Source organism: Hahella sp. KA22, from assembly GCF_004135205.1.
Taxonomy (GTDB): Bacteria; Pseudomonadota; Gammaproteobacteria; order Pseudomonadales; family Oleiphilaceae; genus Hahella.
Genome location: NZ_CP035490.1, coordinates 4312818 through 4330333, shown reverse-complemented (window position 1 = coordinate 4330333; position 17516 = coordinate 4312818). Strand labels below are relative to the sequence as shown.

Here is a 17516-nt window from a genome sequence, read left to right as displayed (position 1 = left end):
AACGAAAGGCGGGGGAACAGGATTGTGTCAGGGGCCTTCGTAGGAAATAGGTTTGACCTCGAATTCCACGGAAACCGCGCCGCCATCGGCAAGATTCAGGGTGACGTTGACATGGTCGCCGGGATTCAGCGGGCGCTGACGCTGCATCAACATCAGATGCATGCCGCCGGGAGCGAACGAGATTTGGCTTCCTGCCGTCACGGCAAGGCCTTCTCCCATGTGTTGCATACTCATCTGACCGTCGTCATTCACTGTCTGATGCATCATGACATGGCCGAAGTCCACGCTCTCCGCGCTGGTAATAGTGACCGTCTGGTCGGATGGATTGTTGAGCGTGAAATAGCCCGCCATGGGAATGGTTCCCGGTGTAAAACGAATCCAGGCGTTGTTGGCTTCAACCGTCTGCGCGCTTTCATTCTGCGCAGAGACAAGCATTGGCGAGGACATCAGGGTGGTGGCGAGAAGGGCTTGGATCAGGCTTTTTTTCATCATCATTGAGAGATTTCAGGTGCGGTTACGGGGTTCAGGCGGCTATCAATCAGGAGACTCAATCGGAGTCCAAGCCTAACACAGTGCGCACACTGAGAAAATGTAGCGTTAACGCGGAGTTATGCGTCAAATTGTCGCTGGACAATTTCTGATCCGAAAGGCACACTGCGCGGCCATATCCTTCCCATCATCAGCGCGAATGAGGTTTTGACGTTGCAGTTCAAGCGTTATTGGGTGAGGGGCGCAGCATTGCTCGCCCTGGTGTTGCTTCTGGCGTCGTTAGGTCTGGTGCGGCAATGGCTTCCCAGTTCCGGCGCTCTCGATATCGACCAATTCAAGAATATCCGTTTTATACAAGTCACTGAATGCGCGACTGAGCAAGGTCAGTGCAGCCTTCCAGTCGATGTAGGCAATGTGCGCTTTTCATTTGGCGATGAGCCGATTCATCCCGCGCGGGCATTTCCTATTCACCTTCAATTACAAGGCATAGAGGCGGAGCGGGTCCGAGTCGACTTTGAGGGCGCCGATATGTACATGGGGCTTAATCAGACCAAACTAACGCGGATGGCGGACGGATCATTTCAAGGGGAGGGATACCTGCCCGTGTGTATTACCGGACGTATGCTGTGGAAAGCGACGATTTTCATCGGTAGAGAGAACGACACGCTGGCGCTGGTGTCGGAGTTTGTCACGGAGTAAGTAAAACGTCCCTGTTCGGTTGTAGTCGGGAGGGGTGTAACAAGAGTGTAAAAAAACTCTACACTCTCCGCTGCGCCTTACACCTGTCACCCTGTTCTTATCGACTTATTGTATTAATCTGCAGAAATCAGGCTTTTTTACGGCGGGAAAGGCTTAAGCTAACAAGCCCCAATCCCAGCATCGCCAGTGTGCCTGGTTCTGGAACGCTCAATCCGCCTTCAATAACATCATTAGCGCAAGTGGCGGCCCAACGTAGACCTAGTGCTGTGGAAGAACTCAGGTCTGTGATGCCGAGGTCAGCCAGCGTTAACGTGAATGACAATACGCCCATGGTTCCAACTGTTGTGCTGACGCCGCTTAAATCTGCACTTGAAGTCTCACCCGCCACTAAAGTGGCTTTGCTGGTGTTAACTGCGACTTCCTGGTTTTTTCGAACGCTGCTGCTGGTACCGGAGCTGACTAGTTGATCCATGTAATCAACCATGGACAGGCTGTAAAGATCGCCAGTGGAGGTGTCCAGAGCGAATTCCCACTTTTCACCGTTGGTGATGTCATCGTCTTTGTAGCGATCTGCTGCGTTACCGAAAGGACTCCAGCCATCGACGCTTATAAAGAGATCCCCATACTTGTGCCCGTATGAGTCCGCGCCTTCGAAAAAGTTTGTGAATACGGATACATAGAGGTTGTCGCTGTCGTAGGTAACTTCCATACGGTCGACTTGGTAGACATTGGGATCGCCAAAAACGTCGGCGTTGTATGAGAGGCCGGCCCCGTTATATCCGTCGTTGATAGTAACGGCATGTGCGCTGACTGCGGCTACGCTCAAAGACAGCGCTGTAAGGGCGTGCTTTATTCTTGAGGTCATAACCAACTCCTTTTTTTCTAATTGGGGTAAGTAGGTCTGGGTACATCACCGCTTTCTCACGCATTGGTTGTGCCAAAACCCAATTAACCTTATTTTTCAATGTGACAGCCTGTCATTAAGTAGTCCGTATTGCCTAATCCGTAAAATTTACTGACATACGAAGGGAGGAGTCTGGGAAAGCAGACATATGAAATTACTTAACGAAGTCTTTTTATATTATTGAAAATAAAGGATTAAAAAGTTACACGCAGAGAGCGTTGGCGCTTTTACATGTCAGTGTAACCTGACAGAAAAAGCCAGTTTCTTAAACTTAACCTTGTAAATTTTCTGACGGTTGTGTGCTTTATCGGACACTTGCGTAGGCGCATCTGAAATGAAAAGCGGCGCATAGCGCCGCTTTATTGATTACCTGATCTTCGCTGAGGAAGACGAGTAAAGTTTTACAGGCTTGGCCAGGTTTGCACGCCGTCTACGAGAATGCTTGGTTTATCCAGGCCATAGCAGAACTTGTCGCCGCCAGACGCATAGTACTTACGCGGGGCCACAGGCAGACTGAAGGAGGCAACCTGGGCTGAGGCCTTGGCGCTAAACGGCAACGCCCACATGGACAGGTAATCACGGAAATCCAGGCCTGTAGCGTAGGAGACCGCCACCGTCATCCAGTCATTGCTGTTGATGCTTTTTGCTTCATCCAGACTGTATTGAGAGAAGCCAAGATTAGCTTTCGCCGCTGACCAGGCTTCCTCGCTGGCTAACGCCGAATTGAAGTTGCGATCGAGAATGTGCAGTCTGGGCAGCAAATTCCAGCCGTCATTCAATTTGCCTTCGCCCTGAGCGGTCATCATCATTTGCACCGTGATTCCAGCGCCGTTGGACCAGCCGGTTAATTTTTTGCTTTGCACGTAGGCCTGTGGGTTGGATTCACTGACGGAGTCGCGCAGCACATTGAACATACTTTCGAAAGGCAAAGACTGGCAGTCCGGATTTTTGCCGGTATCAATGTAGTAATGCGACTTCGAGTAGTAGGAGTAAGGGTTAGTGCTTGCATGTCCATCCCAGCCGTTAAAGCGGAAACGGCCGCGCTCCAGGCCATGCCCTAATTCGTGAATGTCGCCGTGTCCAATCGGACTGAATTCCCAATAGGCGTCATATGGGTTGCCTGAGCAGCCATAACCACAGGTGGCCTGATCCGCGTTCATGTGCTTAACGATATCGATATGCTCGATTTCCAGGCTGTGCGCCGCCGCGAAGTCATGTATTTCCGCCACTACGTCAATGCCGGGTCCTTTGAAGCCAGCCAGGATGTGCGGGAAGTTATGGATGTAGCGCATGGTTCCCGCCGCCAGAGCCGCGCCGGTTTTCCAGTTTTCGTCCTGCATGGACTTACGCATTTTATCCAGCTTGGAGTGGACTTCGAAGCCTGGCGTGACGAGTTCCGCCCAATCGTAGTCGCCCTGAGCCAAGGCCTGTTCAAAGCTGGCGTTGTCTTCTTCGCCGTTCCAGAAGGGATGTTCGCCCACATTCTCGAATCGGAAAGAAACGTTCTTGCCGTTGCCGCCAAACTCAATCTGCACCGGGCCTCCGTAAGCGGAGGTGAAGGTAATGCTCTCGCCGGATTTTATACTGAACTTCGGCGTCTGCAGGAATTTCGGACGGGTATAGCCGTTCTTCTCAAACTGATGGGTGGCCCCGGAACGCTGTGTGTTGACAAAGATAGAGGTGGCCACGTCGGCGCTGTCCAGGCGAGTCACCTTGACCGTGTGTCCAGGCAAAGCGTAAACGCCGGCGGCGCGGAAATAGCGTTTGCTTTCCATGTCTATGGTCTTGGTGACGGTTGAGACATGATCGAAGTTGCTGCGGCTGAAATTGCCCATATCCTTTTGTGCGGGATTCAGCGCGCGGTAGTTGTAGACCGAGTAGTCCGCGTACAGCGATTTCAGGAACGCATTATCTTCCGTCGTAATCTTGTCCATAGGATAGGTGGCGCTGGCGCGGTAGTGGTCGCCCAATAACGCGAGCAACTTTTGATAGCGCTTACCTTCGTTGGCGAAGATATCCATCTTACTCTTGTCCAGGTTGGACATGATGCTGCGCACTTCGTCTGCGCCTTCGAAGAAACCGGCATTCAGGCCGCTGACGGCGGAGCAGTTCTCGCCATCACAGGCGGACCAGTCGAAAGCGTAATCCTCGTTTTCAAAGTGAGTCAGCATGGTTTTAACGTGTGTGACGCTCTCCGGGATCTTGCCCATGTCGTCGATGGAGTCATAACCGCTTAGATAGAGCCTTTTCCAGTAGTTGTCTTCCTGGTAGGACACGTTAAACAGCGTGAAAAGTTTGCCTCCCAAGCTGGTCAAATTGCCGTCCCAGTGCAGATACAGCACTGGCGTCCCTTTCGCCATGGCGGCGGCTACCGTCGCAGTGATGGCGTCAACATCCGCTTCATCGCTTTTTTGGGAAATGATCAGCAAGTCCGGATTTGTATTGAGGCAGTCCGCCAGTTTGGAACCATCGCAATCTCCCTGCGCGTTGTAGCTGACGTTTTCGCCATAGCGCTGGTCCAGCCACTTGCGCACGCCGGTGGCGTCATGAAACCAGTAGCTTTCATCCATTTGCGCCATGACCAGCTTAAGCGGTTGTGCGTCGAAATTATTTCTACCAGTCAGCCAGACGATCGCGTTTTGCATAAATTGGTGCATTTGCTCATTGGCGCTGCCGCGTTCGCGCATGGGGTTACCGCCAAGGACCATATAGCGCGCATCATCTTCGCCGATAACGCCAAAGCCGCGGTTATAAACCGTTTTGCCTTCATTGGCCGCATTGGATATCAGAATGGCTTCGTTTTCGCCAAACATGGCGCTTATCTGCGCGGCGTCGTGAGTAGGGTCCCAATCAATGGCGGTGAGGCTATCGCCTTTGGCGGTTCCATCGGTATTCAGCTGGAACAGATCAATGCGGGCTTGATTGTAGCGGGTGCGGTTGGCTTCAATCGTGCGCAACGCGGCGGATGCGAGATCGCGGCTGTTTTCGACGACCAGTGCGTCGCCTGTACGAATGGCCTGTTCCACGGGATTGAAGGCGATTTCCAGATCAAACTTCAAATCGGCGCTTTTTTCCCCGTCAGATACGCGAATGACAATGCCTTTCGCCATGCCCAGGTCATCTGCGCTGGGAGATCCCGTAACTTTGCCGGTGTTAGCGTTGATGCTCATCCAGGATGGGCCGTTCACTAGCTGAAATGTAAGGGTGTCGCCGTCTATATCGTTAACAGTGGGGGTGAAGCTGAAGGGGTCGCCTTCTTTGGCTAATGGGCTGGGCGTCCCGGAAATAGTGGGGGGCTGGTTGGCGTCGCTGCCTGAGCTATCGTCGTCAGAGTCGTCGCTACCTGTGTCGTCATCACTGCCTGTATCGTCCCCACTGGAACTATCGTCAGAGGCGTCATCTCCATCACTGGTATCGTCGCTGTCGCTGCTGGCGTCGTCGTCATCGCCGCCTGCGCCATCAACAGAGTCTCCGCCAGTGGAGTCGCCATCTGTCGCGCTGTCTCCATCAGACTCGCCGTCGTTGGCGTCGCCGCTACCATTGGAGTCATCGCTATTAGTGTCGCCGTTTCCGGTATCGCTTCCGCCGGAGGTTGTTCCGCCGTCAACTGCTGATCCGTTGTCGCCGCCGCTGTTATTACCGCCGATCTTGGCGTCGTCGTCTGACCCACAGCCGGTCAAAGCGATGGCGCTTGCCAGGAGTATCGATCCGGCTAAAGGATGAAACCGCAACATCTTATTTCCTCGTTTTCTACATTGGCGTTGATCAAAAAGCACGCAATATTACGTTGTCGTAGAAACGCGTGCTATAAGCGGCGTGACAACAATTATAAAATGTGAAGGCGCGCCAATTTATATGTAATTATTTGTGTATTTATGTGTTATTGAATTACTTCTTTTAAACTAAACTCAACAAACTAATCGTAAACGAATGATGTTGAGACGATATTAGAGATATCGTATTTAAAAACAGGTAATTAGAGAGATATAAATAGAGAGTTGATGAGGATAAAACATATCTATTGGGGGATCATTAAGCCAAAAACATTAAATTAATTTAGTGCTTTTGGCCTAATTATTAATATGTTTCGCCGAAAAACTGTTTCGTTATGAATTTACTGTGACGACGTTGGCGTGATGAATGTTATCTCTGTCCGAAAACCGCCGTCCAATAAGAAGGGTAGTCTGCGTCGGATGCGTCGACTTTGGCGGCCCCCATTTCTGTATAACCTTTGCTCATGATATTGGCGCAGTGACCTGGACTGTCCAGCCAGCCTTTCATGACCTGCGAGACGGAACCGTATCCGGCGGCGATGTTTTCTCCAACGCGTTGATAGAAGTACCCTTGTGATTTTACGCGCGCGCCTACGCTGAGGCCGTTGGAGCCGGTGTGGCTGAAGAAGTTATTGTCCGCCATATCTTTGCTGTGAGCGCTGGCGGCGGCGGCGAGTTTGCAGTTCCAGGTCAGCGGGGGAGCTTTGCCGTAATTTTCATCGCCGCAGGAACGCGCTTGCGCGCGGGCCTCGTTGTGCGCCTTGAGCAATTGCTTGTCCAAGTCCGTCATCTGGCAATCGGAAGGGGTAGTGGTTCCGCCGTCGTCAGCGACGTTATCTCCGCCGCTCCCGCCAGAGCCGCCGCAACCAACCAGAGATACGGCTCCGGTCAGCAACAGAATGCGAGTGATGTTGTTTAAATGCATTTGGAATTCCCCCAATAAATCATCTTTGCTTTGACGGACGGAGATACGGCGGTCCTTGCTCTATGAATCAATAAAATAAAACATCTACTTAAAGCTATCATTAAGCCAAATAGGGTGTTTTATTAGTGCTTTGGGATGAGTTCCGTTTGGTATATAAAAGTTGATGATGGATTTGTTCTTGTTGGGCCACGCTTGACCTTACCCTTGGGGAAAGCTTCAAGCTGGGGGTGAGCATTCATTGACGGAGTTGAGAAATAACATGCTGACGATTGGGCAGATGGCCCGTCTATTCGATGTATCCACCAAAACATTACGCCATTATGAGAGCGCTGGGGTGTTTCATCCAGCGGTATACGGTCGTGAAAATGGATATCGCTATTATGCGCCATCGCAAATCGACGAGCTGCAACGCATTTTATGGCTGCGCGACATGGGCGTGCCGTTGGAAAGCATTCGCAGTCTCAAGGAGCAGGGGGCGTTGAGCGATGAACATGTATTACGCAACAAGCTGTGCGTGCACGCCACCGGGCTGGAGCGGGAAATCGAAGATAAACGCAAGCTTCTCAATGAATTGCTGATATACCTGAAGCAACCCATTATGGAGAACAATAGTATGAATTCGACACAAGGCGCTGCAGTAAAACCGCAAGTCAAAGAGCTTCCCGCATTCACTCTTATCGGAATGGAGTATCGCAGCAGCGACGTCAGGGACTCTATACCCATGCTGTGGGGACGTTATCTACCCAGAGAGGATGAAATCCGCGGCCGGGTTAATTACGAAGCGTCCTACGGTCTGTGCCTGCCATTGGAAGACGGCGAGTTCCGTTATATCGCCGGCGTGGAAGTGGCGTCGGGGAGTCCGGTTCCTGAGGGCATGGTGTCTGTTGAGGTGGCGGCGGCGCGTTACGCCGTTTTGACTCACACAGGACCGGTTGCGGGGCTCAACGCCACCTTCCGCAAAGCCTGCTCCCGAGACCTGCCGGAAAGCAATCTGGAAAGAATCGAGGGCCCTGACTTTGAGCTTTACGATAGACGATTCACGGGCCCTGACAGCCCAGACTCGCAAGTGGATATCTATCTGACTATCGCCTAAATGACGTGATGTATTTCTAGCACCGGATCAGCTCAACAGGTTCGCCGTTAAGCGCCTGTTGAGCTGAGTGCGTTATCAAATCGCTTTCAGAATAGCGTCGACGCTGGCTTTGGCGTCGCCGAACAACATAAAGGCGTTATCGCGGAAGAACAGCGGATTCTGAACTCCGGCGTAGCCAGCATTCATACTGCGTTTGAATACGATGACGTTCTTCGCTTTCCATACTTCCAACACGGGCATGCCCGCCAATGGACTCCCTGGATTCTCCGACGCGGCGGGATTCACGGTGTCATTAGCGCCGATCACCAGGACAGTGTCTGTTTCCGGGAAATCCTGGTTGATCTCGTCCATGCCCAGGACGATGTCGTAAGGGACTTTCGCCTCCGCCAGCAGTACGTTCATATGACCGGGAAGACGACCCGCCACAGGATGAATGCCGAAACGGACTTCCACGCCATGCTCACGTAACTTTTGCGTGATTTCATAGATAGGATGCTGCGCCTGAGCCACCGCCATACCGTATCCGGGAGTGATGATCACCGAGTGCGAGCCTTTCAGCATGTCCGCCACGCCTTCCGCATTAATCTCCTGAGGATCGCCATACTCCGCATCTGCGTCTTCAGGCGCGGGGTCATTACCAAAACCGCCCGCGATGACGCTGATAAAGGAGCGGTTCATCGCCTTACACATGATGTAGGAGAGAATCGCCCCTGAAGAGCCTACCAAAGCGCCGGTGATGATCAACAGATCGTTGGACAGCATGAAACCCGCCGCCGCAGCCGCCCATCCTGAATAGGAGTTGAGCATGGATATGACGACAGGCATGTCTGCGCCGCCGATGGATGACACCAGATGCCAGCCAATAAACAGAGCGATCAATGTCATCAGCAGCAGGCTGAAGCCGTTGCCGCCGGCTTTGACGAAATACAGCATAAGTAAGAAAGAAACGACGCCCGCGCCCAGATTGAGCTTATGGCGATGGGGGAGCATGAGGGCTTTGGAGCTGATCGACCCGCGTAACTTCCCGAAAGCGACAATTGAGCCGGTAAAGGTGATTGCGCCGATAAAGACCCCGAGAAAGATCTCAGTCAGGTGAATGCTCAACAGCGCGCCGCTCAGCGGGCCATGTTCAAGATAACTGTTGTAGCCGACCAGAACTGCGGCGAGACCGACGAAACTGTGCAGGATCGCCACCAGTTCAGGCATTTGCGTCATTTCCACCTTTAAGGCGACTTTAACGCCAATTACTGCGCCGACGGCCATGGCGAGAATGATCAACCAGACGGTGGACACCTGTGGATTGGCGATAGTGGCCAGCAACGCCAGCGCCATGCCAATGACGCCGTAGAGGTTGCCGGTTTTTGCGGTCTCCTGCTTGCTGAGACCCGCCAGACTGAGAATGAACAGCACGGCGGAAATGATATAGGAGGCGGTGATTACACTGTATGACATGAGTCGCTTCTCCTATTTCCGAAACATTTTCAGCATGCGATGGGTGACGACAAATCCCCCAACGATGTTGATGGTTGCAATCAGCGTCGCGGCGGCGGCCAAAAAGGTCACTAACAGGCTGTCGCTGCTGATTTGCAGTAATGCGCCGACGACGATAATGCCGCTGATGGCGTTGGTGACGCTCATCAATGGCGTGTGCAATGCATGAGTGACGCTCCAGACGACGTGATAACCCACGATGCAGGCGAGAACGAAAACCGTAAAGTGAGACAGAAATTCCGAGGGCGCAGCGCTGGCGAGCCATATCAACGCCAGGGCTCCTGCGGCCTGCAGGCCGTGTTTGAAGGAACTCGACATCGGCTGCGACTTGGGCGGAGGCGGGGCGGCGGCGGCCTTCGGCTGTTGCGGCGCGGCGCTGACTTTGATTGGCGGCGGCGGCCAGGTTATTTCGCCGTCTTTCACGACAGTGACGCCGCGAATGACTTCGTCCTCAAAGTTGATGTCGACGGCTCCGTCTTTGTTTTTGCACAGCAGCTTCATCAGATTGACCAGATTGTTGCTGTACAACAGACTGGCCTGAGTAGGCAAGCGAGAGGGGAGGTCGACGTAGCCAACGATTTTAACTTCGTGAATCTCCGCCATCTCTCCAGGCTGGGTGAGCTCGCAATTACCGCCGTTGGGGGCCGCCAAGTCGACGATTACACTGCCGGGGCGCATGGCTTTCACCATTTCCTCGGTGATCAGTTTGGGGGCTGGTTTGCCGGGAATCATGGCGGTGGTGATGATGATGTCCACATCCTTCGCCTGTTCCAGGAACAGCTTCATTTCCGCTTCGATAAAGGCCTTGCTCATCACTTTGGCGTAGCCGTCGCCGCTGGAGCTTTCCTCTTCCATGTCGACTTCCAGGAACTCCGCGCCCATGCTCTGGATTTGCTCTTTTACCTCGGGGCGAGTATCAAAGGCGCGCACGATAGCGCCGAGGCTGCCCGCCGTGCCGATCGCCGCCAGCCCGGCGACGCCGGCTCCGATGACCAGAATTTTGGCGGGTTGCACTTTGCCTGCGGCGGTGATTTGTCCGGTGAAAAAACGACCGAAGTGGTGAGAGGCTTCCACCACCGCTCTGTATCCGGCGATGTTGGCCATTGAACTTAACGCATCCATGGACTGGGCGCGGGAGATGCGGGGAACGGAATCCATCGCCAGTACAGTGACGTTCCGTTGCGCCAGTTTCTGCAGTAATTCCTCATGCTGGGAGGGCCAGATAAACCCGATAAGCGTTGCTCCGGATTTCAGCAGTTCGACTTCTTCGTCATTGGGTTCGTTAACCCTGAGAACGATATCCGCTCCCCAGGCTTCCTCTCTTGAAACGACCTTGGCGCCGACTTCCTCATACATCCCGTCGCCAAAACTGGACAGCCAGCCGGCGTCGGCCTCAACCGCCACCGAAAACCCCAGTTTGATCAACTCCTCAACTGATTTGGGCGTCGCCGCCACACGCTTTTCATGAGGTCTACTCTCTTTGGGTATGCCTATTTGCATCGTCTTCCTCACTTTGTTGTTATTTCAATCCTTAGGCTGGATAACTCACAAGTGGCTATGGGTTAACCATAAGTCGTTCATTGTATACCCATATTTTGGGATTGATGAGCGAATCTTGGGCTCCGTAAGTTTCCCTGGGGCTACAGTTGTCAATTGATACGCTATCTCGCCTTCTGTGCAAACCAAATTTGGGCGTTTAAGGAGATATTGGTGGCCCTTTAAAATGAGTCGCCCAAGGTTTCTCTAAGGACTCATCCCTGGACTATCGTCGCAAACATCCTGCTGCTAGCCCGGAGCAAGGCCGTGTGATACTGCCCACAAAAACAGGCCCTGGTAAGGGCTGGATGAAATCGAGCGGGCGACCCTCATTTGGGAGAGTGGTTCAACAATCGTCGATTTGTGCGGTCGATTGGAGATGCGCCTCCCGTCGAGTACGAAAACCTGTATTATCAACTAACCTATCAGGGCGGTAACCCAATGCCATAGGGGGGCAAAATATGATTGTGAAATATGTTGTTAATGAAGCCTATGAGGACGAGAAAGAATATGAGTCCGATTTGTATGGTTTTTTAATAAATTTACAAGGAGGTCCTATATATTGCGGTGTTATTCCCCCTTATCATATTGCAAAAGAATACTTTGATAAGAAAATTCATCCTCAAGTTAAGTGGCGCCCCTTTGAGCTACGAGAAAAGGACTACCGAGAACTAGTGGAAACTATACTAAGCGATAAGAAAGGCGCTTTACGCAACTTACCTCAATTTCAAATACAAAACAAAGGTGTTCGGCTGGAACCTGAGTTTGATGATGCAAAGACATACAAGGAGTGGATGCAGCGAGTACAGAACGCATATCTCCATGATGTCTCTATAAGTAATCTCGATTACTCAGTTTTTCCACATGGTTCTGATGGAAAGAAGCAGCCTTTTGCTTTCTTCTGGCATGGACCACTCAGTCAGTGGCATCCGAGCAAGTTTGAGGTTGCTGGCATTGATTTCAATTGCGCTGAACAGTTTATGATGTATAGCAAAGCCAAGTTATTTGGCGATGAAACATCCGCGTTGAGTATTCTGGCTGCGACCGATCCGAAGCAGCAAAAAGTGACTGGTAGAAATGTATTAAATTTTGACCAAAAAACATGGGACCTCTTTAAAGAAGCTATAGTGTTTCAGGGCAATATGGCTAAGTTTTCGCAAAACCCTGATTTGCAGGAGACCTTGATCTCTACAGGCGATTATTACTTGGTGGAAGCATCTCCCTATGACAAAGTGTGGGGGATAGGTATGGCTGTAGAAGACAAAGGGGTTAATGACCCAATTAATTGGAAAGGTCAGAACCTCTTAGGTGAAGCTCTCATGAATGTGAGAGCGGCGATAAGATATCGGCTTGATCACCTAAAAAAGTAAAAGTCCCTAACCAAATGAGTATGGCGCATTCAAGACTCTTTTCGAGTCGTGGAATGAATGGTTAGATATGCGGCAGACCTTATGATTCTTGAAGACAGACCTAAACAATGGCCAGAAGATGACTGTTTAGATACTTTCTGGATTATGTTGTCGATAATTTGTTCTGAAAGAAGTGATATAGAAGGTGTTTTGCCTGGTCGAATTCCAAGTAAGGATAGCCCTTACTTGGAAGATGGCAGATACAACCCTCTTATATCATTCCTGTCTTTGGTATCAACATCAGGTGGTTGGTGGTGGGTAGATTTACCAGAAGTAGAAGACGAGGTTCACGCGCTAACAGGTTTTATTAACGCTGGATACTCTAAACATGACTCTTGGGAATTGCATTCAGTAGAAGGATTGAGCTCAAAATGGTGGGGAGAACTTAAAAACCTTGCGGAAAAAGTTCTTCAAAAAGGAGTTGGAGGCAGTAGAGCCAAATTGCCAAAAAAGTTTGACCCATGTGATTATAATGAATTTGAATCATGCCAGTTTGATATTGACTATGAATCTTTAGACCCTAAATATTAGGGAGCCTCTGAATAACCCATAGTTATTGTATTGCCCCTCTCCATTGTGAGTTTGACCCAGCCATATAAGGCTTTCCCGGCAACTTTCGCCCAGCAGCCTCCGCAGGGAGATCGTTTCAAACTCTGTGGTTCGCACGTAACGAACTCACTAACCTTTTCGTATTTGGCTCGGCCTTGACCCAAACCACCAAGTGACGGCCATCGTTGTCAGAAATAGCATCTGCGCGATGGCCTCTTTATACAGGGCCATTAACTCGACCGGGCTCAGCGCGCCAACGCCACCGAGATGGCGGCTAATATTCAGGGTGACAAACGTCGCCAGAATAAGCAGATAGCCAGTAATCAGTGGTCGCATTAGGCCCCGGATAGCGTCGACAAACCACATCCCCTAAGTTTGGCTCTGCTCTTTAAGCCCATCCTTGAACGCCGCGGTCTCCGCGATATCCCGGTTTATTCTCCCTTCCGTATCCGCCCGCAGAATCTGTTTGTCAGCTAACGCCAGTTCGTGGTTGTATCGAAGGCGATTTTGGAGCGAACTGAGGTTATTATTAGTTATGCCTGACGCATCAGGATTAAAGTAGGCTTCCACTATGAAGTTATATTTTCACTTTGAAATCAAGCATGACTTAATAAGAAAAGACTCAACATTCCCTTCGAATTAGGATAACACTATCCCCTCAACCGATTTTCAACCCAAGAAAAACGAGCCAATTATGCAAACAAACCACGGCGTCCCCAGAATTCAAGAAACGGCTAATTGCTGCCCGGATACGGGCGAGGTGGTGTGGGCGCCTTTGAAGTCCTTTTGGTATTTGGGGCATTTGTTGATTGCGCTTATTGGCGGGTATTTGACGTTTTCGCTGGATGCGTTGCTGGTGTTTGTTGTGTTTACCGCAGCGACGTTGTGTCTGGGGCATTCTTTGGGGATGCATCGGCGGTTGATCCATGGGAGTTATGAGTGTCCGAAGTGGATGGAGTATTTCTTCGTGCATCTCGGGGTGTTGGTGGGGATGGCGGGGCCGTTGGGAATGGTGTATCAGCATGATCTGCGGGACTGGGCGCAGAGAAAGGCCAAGTGTCATTCGTATCTTCGCCATGGAACTGGGTTTTTGATGGACGGGTGGCGTCAGCTGAATTGTGATTTGCGTCTGGAGCGTCCTCCCGCGTTTTGCCCAGAAAGCGCCATCAAAGATGATTCGGTTTACCGGTTTATGGAAAGAACCTGGATGTGGCAGCAGTTGCCCTGGGCGCTCTTATTGTATTGGCTCGGAGACATTAGCTGGGTGGTTTGGGGCATTTCTGCGCGTGTCGCCGTGTCTGTGACGGGGCACTGGCTGATTGGATACTTTGCGCATAACAGCGGCGAGCGCGACTGGCATGTTAATGGCGCTGCGGTTCAGGGCTATAACGTTCGCTTTGCAGGATTGCTGACGATGGGAGAGTCCTGGCATAACAATCATCACGCTTTTCCTGGCTCCGCCATGCTGGGAATTTATAAAGGGCAGTCTGATCCCGGTTGGTGGGTGTTGAACCGGCTGATGAATATCGGATTGGTGTGGAACGTAAGGTTACCTGAGCATTTACCGGTCAGGCCTGAACTCAGTGCTTTGACGCCAGCGCGAGCGGATAGTGAGGCAATGAAAGAGCCGTCTACCTGTCCGTTGCTGGGATGTATGGTGAAGCCTTGATCTTTCTGACGTCGACATCGTCATCGTCATATCTATTCTTCCTGATCAGGCTCTCAATATCCGCTCTGCACGAGTAGTGCAGAGCCATCTTTTCCTGTTTTGAACGCTGTCAGTTCGTTAAAAATCTACGTCTTTACGACTCTGGCCACAGCGGTATTCATCGTAGTATACGGTGTAAGTTTCCGGTGTATCGTCACGGTACAGGCCGAATTTGAAGTAAGGGCCCTGGTCGTCGTTGTATGCATTGGGGCCGGTATAATGAATACCAGTAGGTTTCGTTCATTCTGGCTCTTACTGGGTCTTTCAGCTCCGCTCGGAATCCGTCTTTCTCGCCATCTTTGATTTCGAACTTGGCGGCATACCGGCCTTTGCGCACGATATCGCTCTGGATCTGGATGGCGTCTTTGTTGCTGACTTTGACGTCGAAAACGCGGGGGATGTCGCCAGACTCAAAATCCGCGCTGTTGCAGCTTGTCGTCGCCGAGACGGGGTCGCCAATCAACAAAAGGGTCGTCAATGACAGTCGCTTCAAAGAACGTTGTTTCATGCCATGTCCTTACAACCTGAACTTTTCAATACGGGAATGAGGCGTGGACTGTACAGTCTAGACGAGCAGCATGCCATACCTGTTTGTTTTAATTGAAAATAATTAGGAGCAAAAGATTTAAGAATGGAAGGGAGAGAGTTACGGGCCTGGAAATACAGGAAACAGACGGATCGCCAAACAACGTCTACTGTAATCTTTTTGATGAACTATAGTTATTACACTCGCTATGTGTCTTTGTGGGAAGCCTGTATCCGCGCTTTTAGTTATGCTGGATGACATCGTCAGGCTGACCTTGGGCTCTGAAATCGAACACCATGCAGGGAAAAGCGGGTTATGACCGTAGAGACTAAATCTTCCAGTGACGGCGCTGTCACTATCACCATTCGGGGTCAGTTTGACTTCGGACTGGTAAATCAATTCAGGAAAGCCTATGAAGCCTACCCGCAAGCGCGAAGTTTTTGCGTCGACATGCGGCAGACGGTTCGCATAGACAGTTCGGCGCTGGGCATGCTGCTGAACATGCGACGTTATCTGGGAGGCAATGACGCGAAGATAAAGATCATCAACTGCTCCAGAGAAATCAGGAAGATTTTTGAGATAGCGAAGTTTGAAAAGTCATTTGTCATCGAGTCCGCTATCGATCCCTGATAACGGTTACGTCACCCTAAGCGGTCCTGATTGCTGGTGGCTCCAGCCAAAACTTACGTATGGCGGAAAGCTATTTCTTTCTGCTTTTTATATCCACAATCACGTTGACGCTCGATTCGTACACAATGCGATTCCTTCCCGTGCGTTTGGCCTGGTACAGCGCTTCATCCGCTTTTTTAAGAATCTCTTTGGGTTGAGTGATGTCGTTGCGGCACTCGGCCACGCCAAAACTGCAGGTGACCTGAAAGCTCTCGCTCTCATGCTGAAACTCCAGCAAGGAGATATCGATGCGCAGCCGGTCAATGAAGGTTTTTACTCCGTCGTCCAGGTGTTCGGGAAGAATAATGCAAAACTCTTCACCGCCTATTCTGGCGATTAAGTCGGAGCTTCGGAGTGACTGACTCAGAAACGCAGACAGTCTGATAAGCACCTCATCTCCCGCCGCATGACCTCTGGTATCGTTAATTTTTTTGAAGTGATCGATATCCAGCAGCACCAGCGTCAACCCTGTGTCATAGCGCTTCGCCCGACTGAACTCATAATTCAAGCGGTTTTGAAAGAAGCGTCTATTGTAGAGGCCGGTCAAAGAATCCCGGGCGGCGATTTCCCGTAACTCGATGTTTTCCTTGTCGAGTTCTTTGGTTCTCTCGAAGACCTGACTCTCAATATTGTTTCTGAGTTCGTTAATGGATTTGGACATACTGTTAAACGTGCCGGAAAGACGTTTTACTTCGAATAGACTCGCCGGCAGCGTGCTTTCATAGGGGTGACCGTCAGCGGCGTTCTCAACCTGTTTGATCAGGCTTTCGATCGGTCTGGCGACATACAGGCTGACGGCGGCCCCAAGTCCTATTGAGAAGATGACGATCATCGCCTCAATGAAGAACAAGCGATGCTTTTCCTCCGCGACGATGGCGGCGGCCTCGGACTCGTCCAGCTCCGAGACCAGCCCCCAGCCAAGACTCGGCAAATATCGGGTGGAGGCGATCACTGGCGTACCGGCCAGGTTTGTTGCTTTGCGCATGATGACTTCGTTGCCTTGCAGCGCCTCAATGATGGGGGTGCTTTTGGGGCCTGATGGAATGACTTGGTAGGACACCCGCGCTTTTTTCTGGTCTATGGGTTCGACCAGCAGGAATTTTTCATGGTCGCGTAAAGCGAACATCCATTTCTCGCTGTCGCCTAAACCTTCGCTTTGTTCGTGCAGAATGCTTCCCAAGTCGTAATCAACTTTGATGGCGCCAATTAGCGTCTCCTTGAATATCAGGCGCATGATGACGGACACCTGGGTGGCGTTTTCTTCTGGATTGAAAAAAATGAAGATATTGCCGTTGGCTGACGGTGGCGTACGCAGCGGTTTCATTCTACTTGCCGTACTGGAGACAGGACGGCGGATTTTATCGTAGACCGTAATGCTTCTGATATTCTCACGGCCAGCCTTGGGGTCCTCAATAATGCTTTTAATTTTGCTCGCTTCGCTTTGGCTCTCCATGTTGTTCCAGTTGTCCAGGCTGGCGCGCATTTGTGTTCGACTGGAAATGAGGGCGGTGCTTTCCACCAGCCTCTCTACAGAGCCAAGCAGGCGGTTTTTATGGGCAAGCGAGATTTCAGACAGGCGGGATTCGATTTTGGCGTGATATTGCTCGGTGGTGAACCTGTTCAAGTATTGCAACGTGAACATGAGCGGCAACGATGCGACTAGAGTAAAGGCGACAATCAACAAATACTTGAGCTTCATTAGCCAGTCCTAGCCACGAATTCCATTGGGGGGATATTAAAAGATT

The 17516-nt window shown here is 51.2% G+C and carries 14 protein-coding genes; 6 read left to right on the top strand and 8 right to left on the bottom strand.

Annotated elements, in window-relative coordinates:
- Positions 1-27: 27 nt before the first annotated feature.
- Positions 28-495, bottom strand: coding sequence for a copper chaperone PCu(A)C (locus tag EUZ85_RS19115; RefSeq protein ID WP_127970939.1), 468 nt, complete (start codon positions 493-495; stop codon positions 28-30).
- A 207-nt stretch (positions 496-702) separates the two neighbouring features.
- Between EUZ85_RS19115 and EUZ85_RS19110 the strand changes: the two genes are divergently transcribed.
- Positions 703-1188: a hypothetical protein gene (locus EUZ85_RS19110; protein ID WP_127970937.1), complete on the top strand. Its 486-nt coding sequence runs from the start codon at positions 703-705 to the stop codon at positions 1186-1188.
- Positions 1189-1315: 127 nt separating this feature from the next.
- Here EUZ85_RS19110 and EUZ85_RS19105 read toward each other — a convergent pair whose 3' ends face one another.
- The 3 genes from EUZ85_RS19105 to EUZ85_RS19095 all read right to left on the bottom strand — a co-directional run bounded on the left by EUZ85_RS19105 (position 1316) and on the right by EUZ85_RS19095 (position 6790).
- A complete protein-coding gene (locus EUZ85_RS19105; protein WP_127970935.1) occupies positions 1316-2053 on the bottom strand; it encodes a PEP-CTERM sorting domain-containing protein in 738 nt (245 codons plus the stop codon).
- A gap of 440 nt (positions 2054-2493) precedes the next feature.
- Positions 2494-5826: an ImpA family metalloprotease gene (locus EUZ85_RS19100; RefSeq protein WP_127970933.1), complete on the bottom strand. Its 3333-nt coding sequence runs from the start codon at positions 5824-5826 to the stop codon at positions 2494-2496.
- A 409-nt stretch (positions 5827-6235) separates the two neighbouring features.
- Positions 6236-6790, bottom strand: coding sequence for a CAP domain-containing protein (locus EUZ85_RS19095; protein ID WP_127970931.1), 555 nt, complete (start codon positions 6788-6790; stop codon positions 6236-6238).
- Between the two features lie 259 nt (positions 6791-7049).
- Here EUZ85_RS19095 and EUZ85_RS19090 point away from each other — a divergent pair, with 259 nt between their 5' ends.
- Positions 7050-7883, top strand: coding sequence for a GyrI-like domain-containing protein (locus tag EUZ85_RS19090; protein WP_127970929.1), 834 nt, complete (start codon positions 7050-7052; stop codon positions 7881-7883).
- A gap of 75 nt (positions 7884-7958) precedes the next feature.
- On the opposite strand, the gene pntB is transcribed toward EUZ85_RS19090, so the two are convergent.
- Positions 7959-9335 carry a Re/Si-specific NAD(P)(+) transhydrogenase subunit beta gene (pntB, locus tag EUZ85_RS19085; protein WP_127970927.1) on the bottom strand — a complete coding sequence of 459 codons (1377 nt, stop codon included), beginning with the start codon at positions 9333-9335 and terminating at the stop codon, positions 7959-7961.
- Positions 9336-9347: 12 nt separating this feature from the next.
- On the bottom strand, positions 9348-10874 hold the full coding sequence (locus EUZ85_RS19080; RefSeq protein ID WP_127970925.1) for a Re/Si-specific NAD(P)(+) transhydrogenase subunit alpha: 1527 nt from the start codon (positions 10872-10874) through the stop codon (positions 9348-9350).
- Between the two features lie 497 nt (positions 10875-11371).
- On the opposite strand from EUZ85_RS19080, the gene EUZ85_RS31410 reads away from it, so the two are divergent.
- The 3 genes from EUZ85_RS31410 to EUZ85_RS19060 all read left to right on the top strand — a co-directional run bounded on the left by EUZ85_RS31410 (position 11372) and on the right by EUZ85_RS19060 (position 14537).
- The gene (locus tag EUZ85_RS31410; RefSeq protein ID WP_206617923.1) at positions 11372-12280 is read left to right on the top strand and encodes an NADAR family protein; all 909 of its coding nucleotides are present in this window, start codon (positions 11372-11374) and stop codon (positions 12278-12280) included.
- A gap of 81 nt (positions 12281-12361) precedes the next feature.
- Positions 12362-12850 (top strand): hypothetical protein, encoded by a 489-nt coding sequence (locus tag EUZ85_RS19070; RefSeq protein WP_127970923.1) that lies wholly within the window; start codon positions 12362-12364, stop codon positions 12848-12850.
- Positions 12851-13562: 712 nt separating this feature from the next.
- The gene (locus EUZ85_RS19060) at positions 13563-14537 is read left to right on the top strand and encodes an acyl-CoA desaturase (RefSeq protein ID WP_127970919.1); all 975 of its coding nucleotides are present in this window, start codon (positions 13563-13565) and stop codon (positions 14535-14537) included.
- A 193-nt stretch (positions 14538-14730) separates the two neighbouring features.
- On the opposite strand, the gene EUZ85_RS19055 is transcribed toward EUZ85_RS19060, so the two are convergent.
- Positions 14731-15084, bottom strand: coding sequence for a hypothetical protein (locus EUZ85_RS19055; RefSeq protein WP_127970917.1), 354 nt, complete (start codon positions 15082-15084; stop codon positions 14731-14733).
- Between the two features lie 333 nt (positions 15085-15417).
- Between EUZ85_RS19055 and EUZ85_RS19050 the strand changes: the two genes are divergently transcribed.
- Positions 15418-15732, top strand: coding sequence for an STAS domain-containing protein (locus EUZ85_RS19050; protein WP_127970915.1), 315 nt, complete (start codon positions 15418-15420; stop codon positions 15730-15732).
- Positions 15733-15802: 70 nt separating this feature from the next.
- Here the strand turns inward: EUZ85_RS19050 and EUZ85_RS19045 are convergent, their stop codons facing one another.
- Complete coding sequence (locus tag EUZ85_RS19045; RefSeq protein WP_127970913.1) at positions 15803-17470, bottom strand: sensor domain-containing diguanylate cyclase; 1668 nt, start codon at positions 17468-17470, stop codon at positions 15803-15805.
- Positions 17471-17516: the final 46 nt, after the last annotated feature.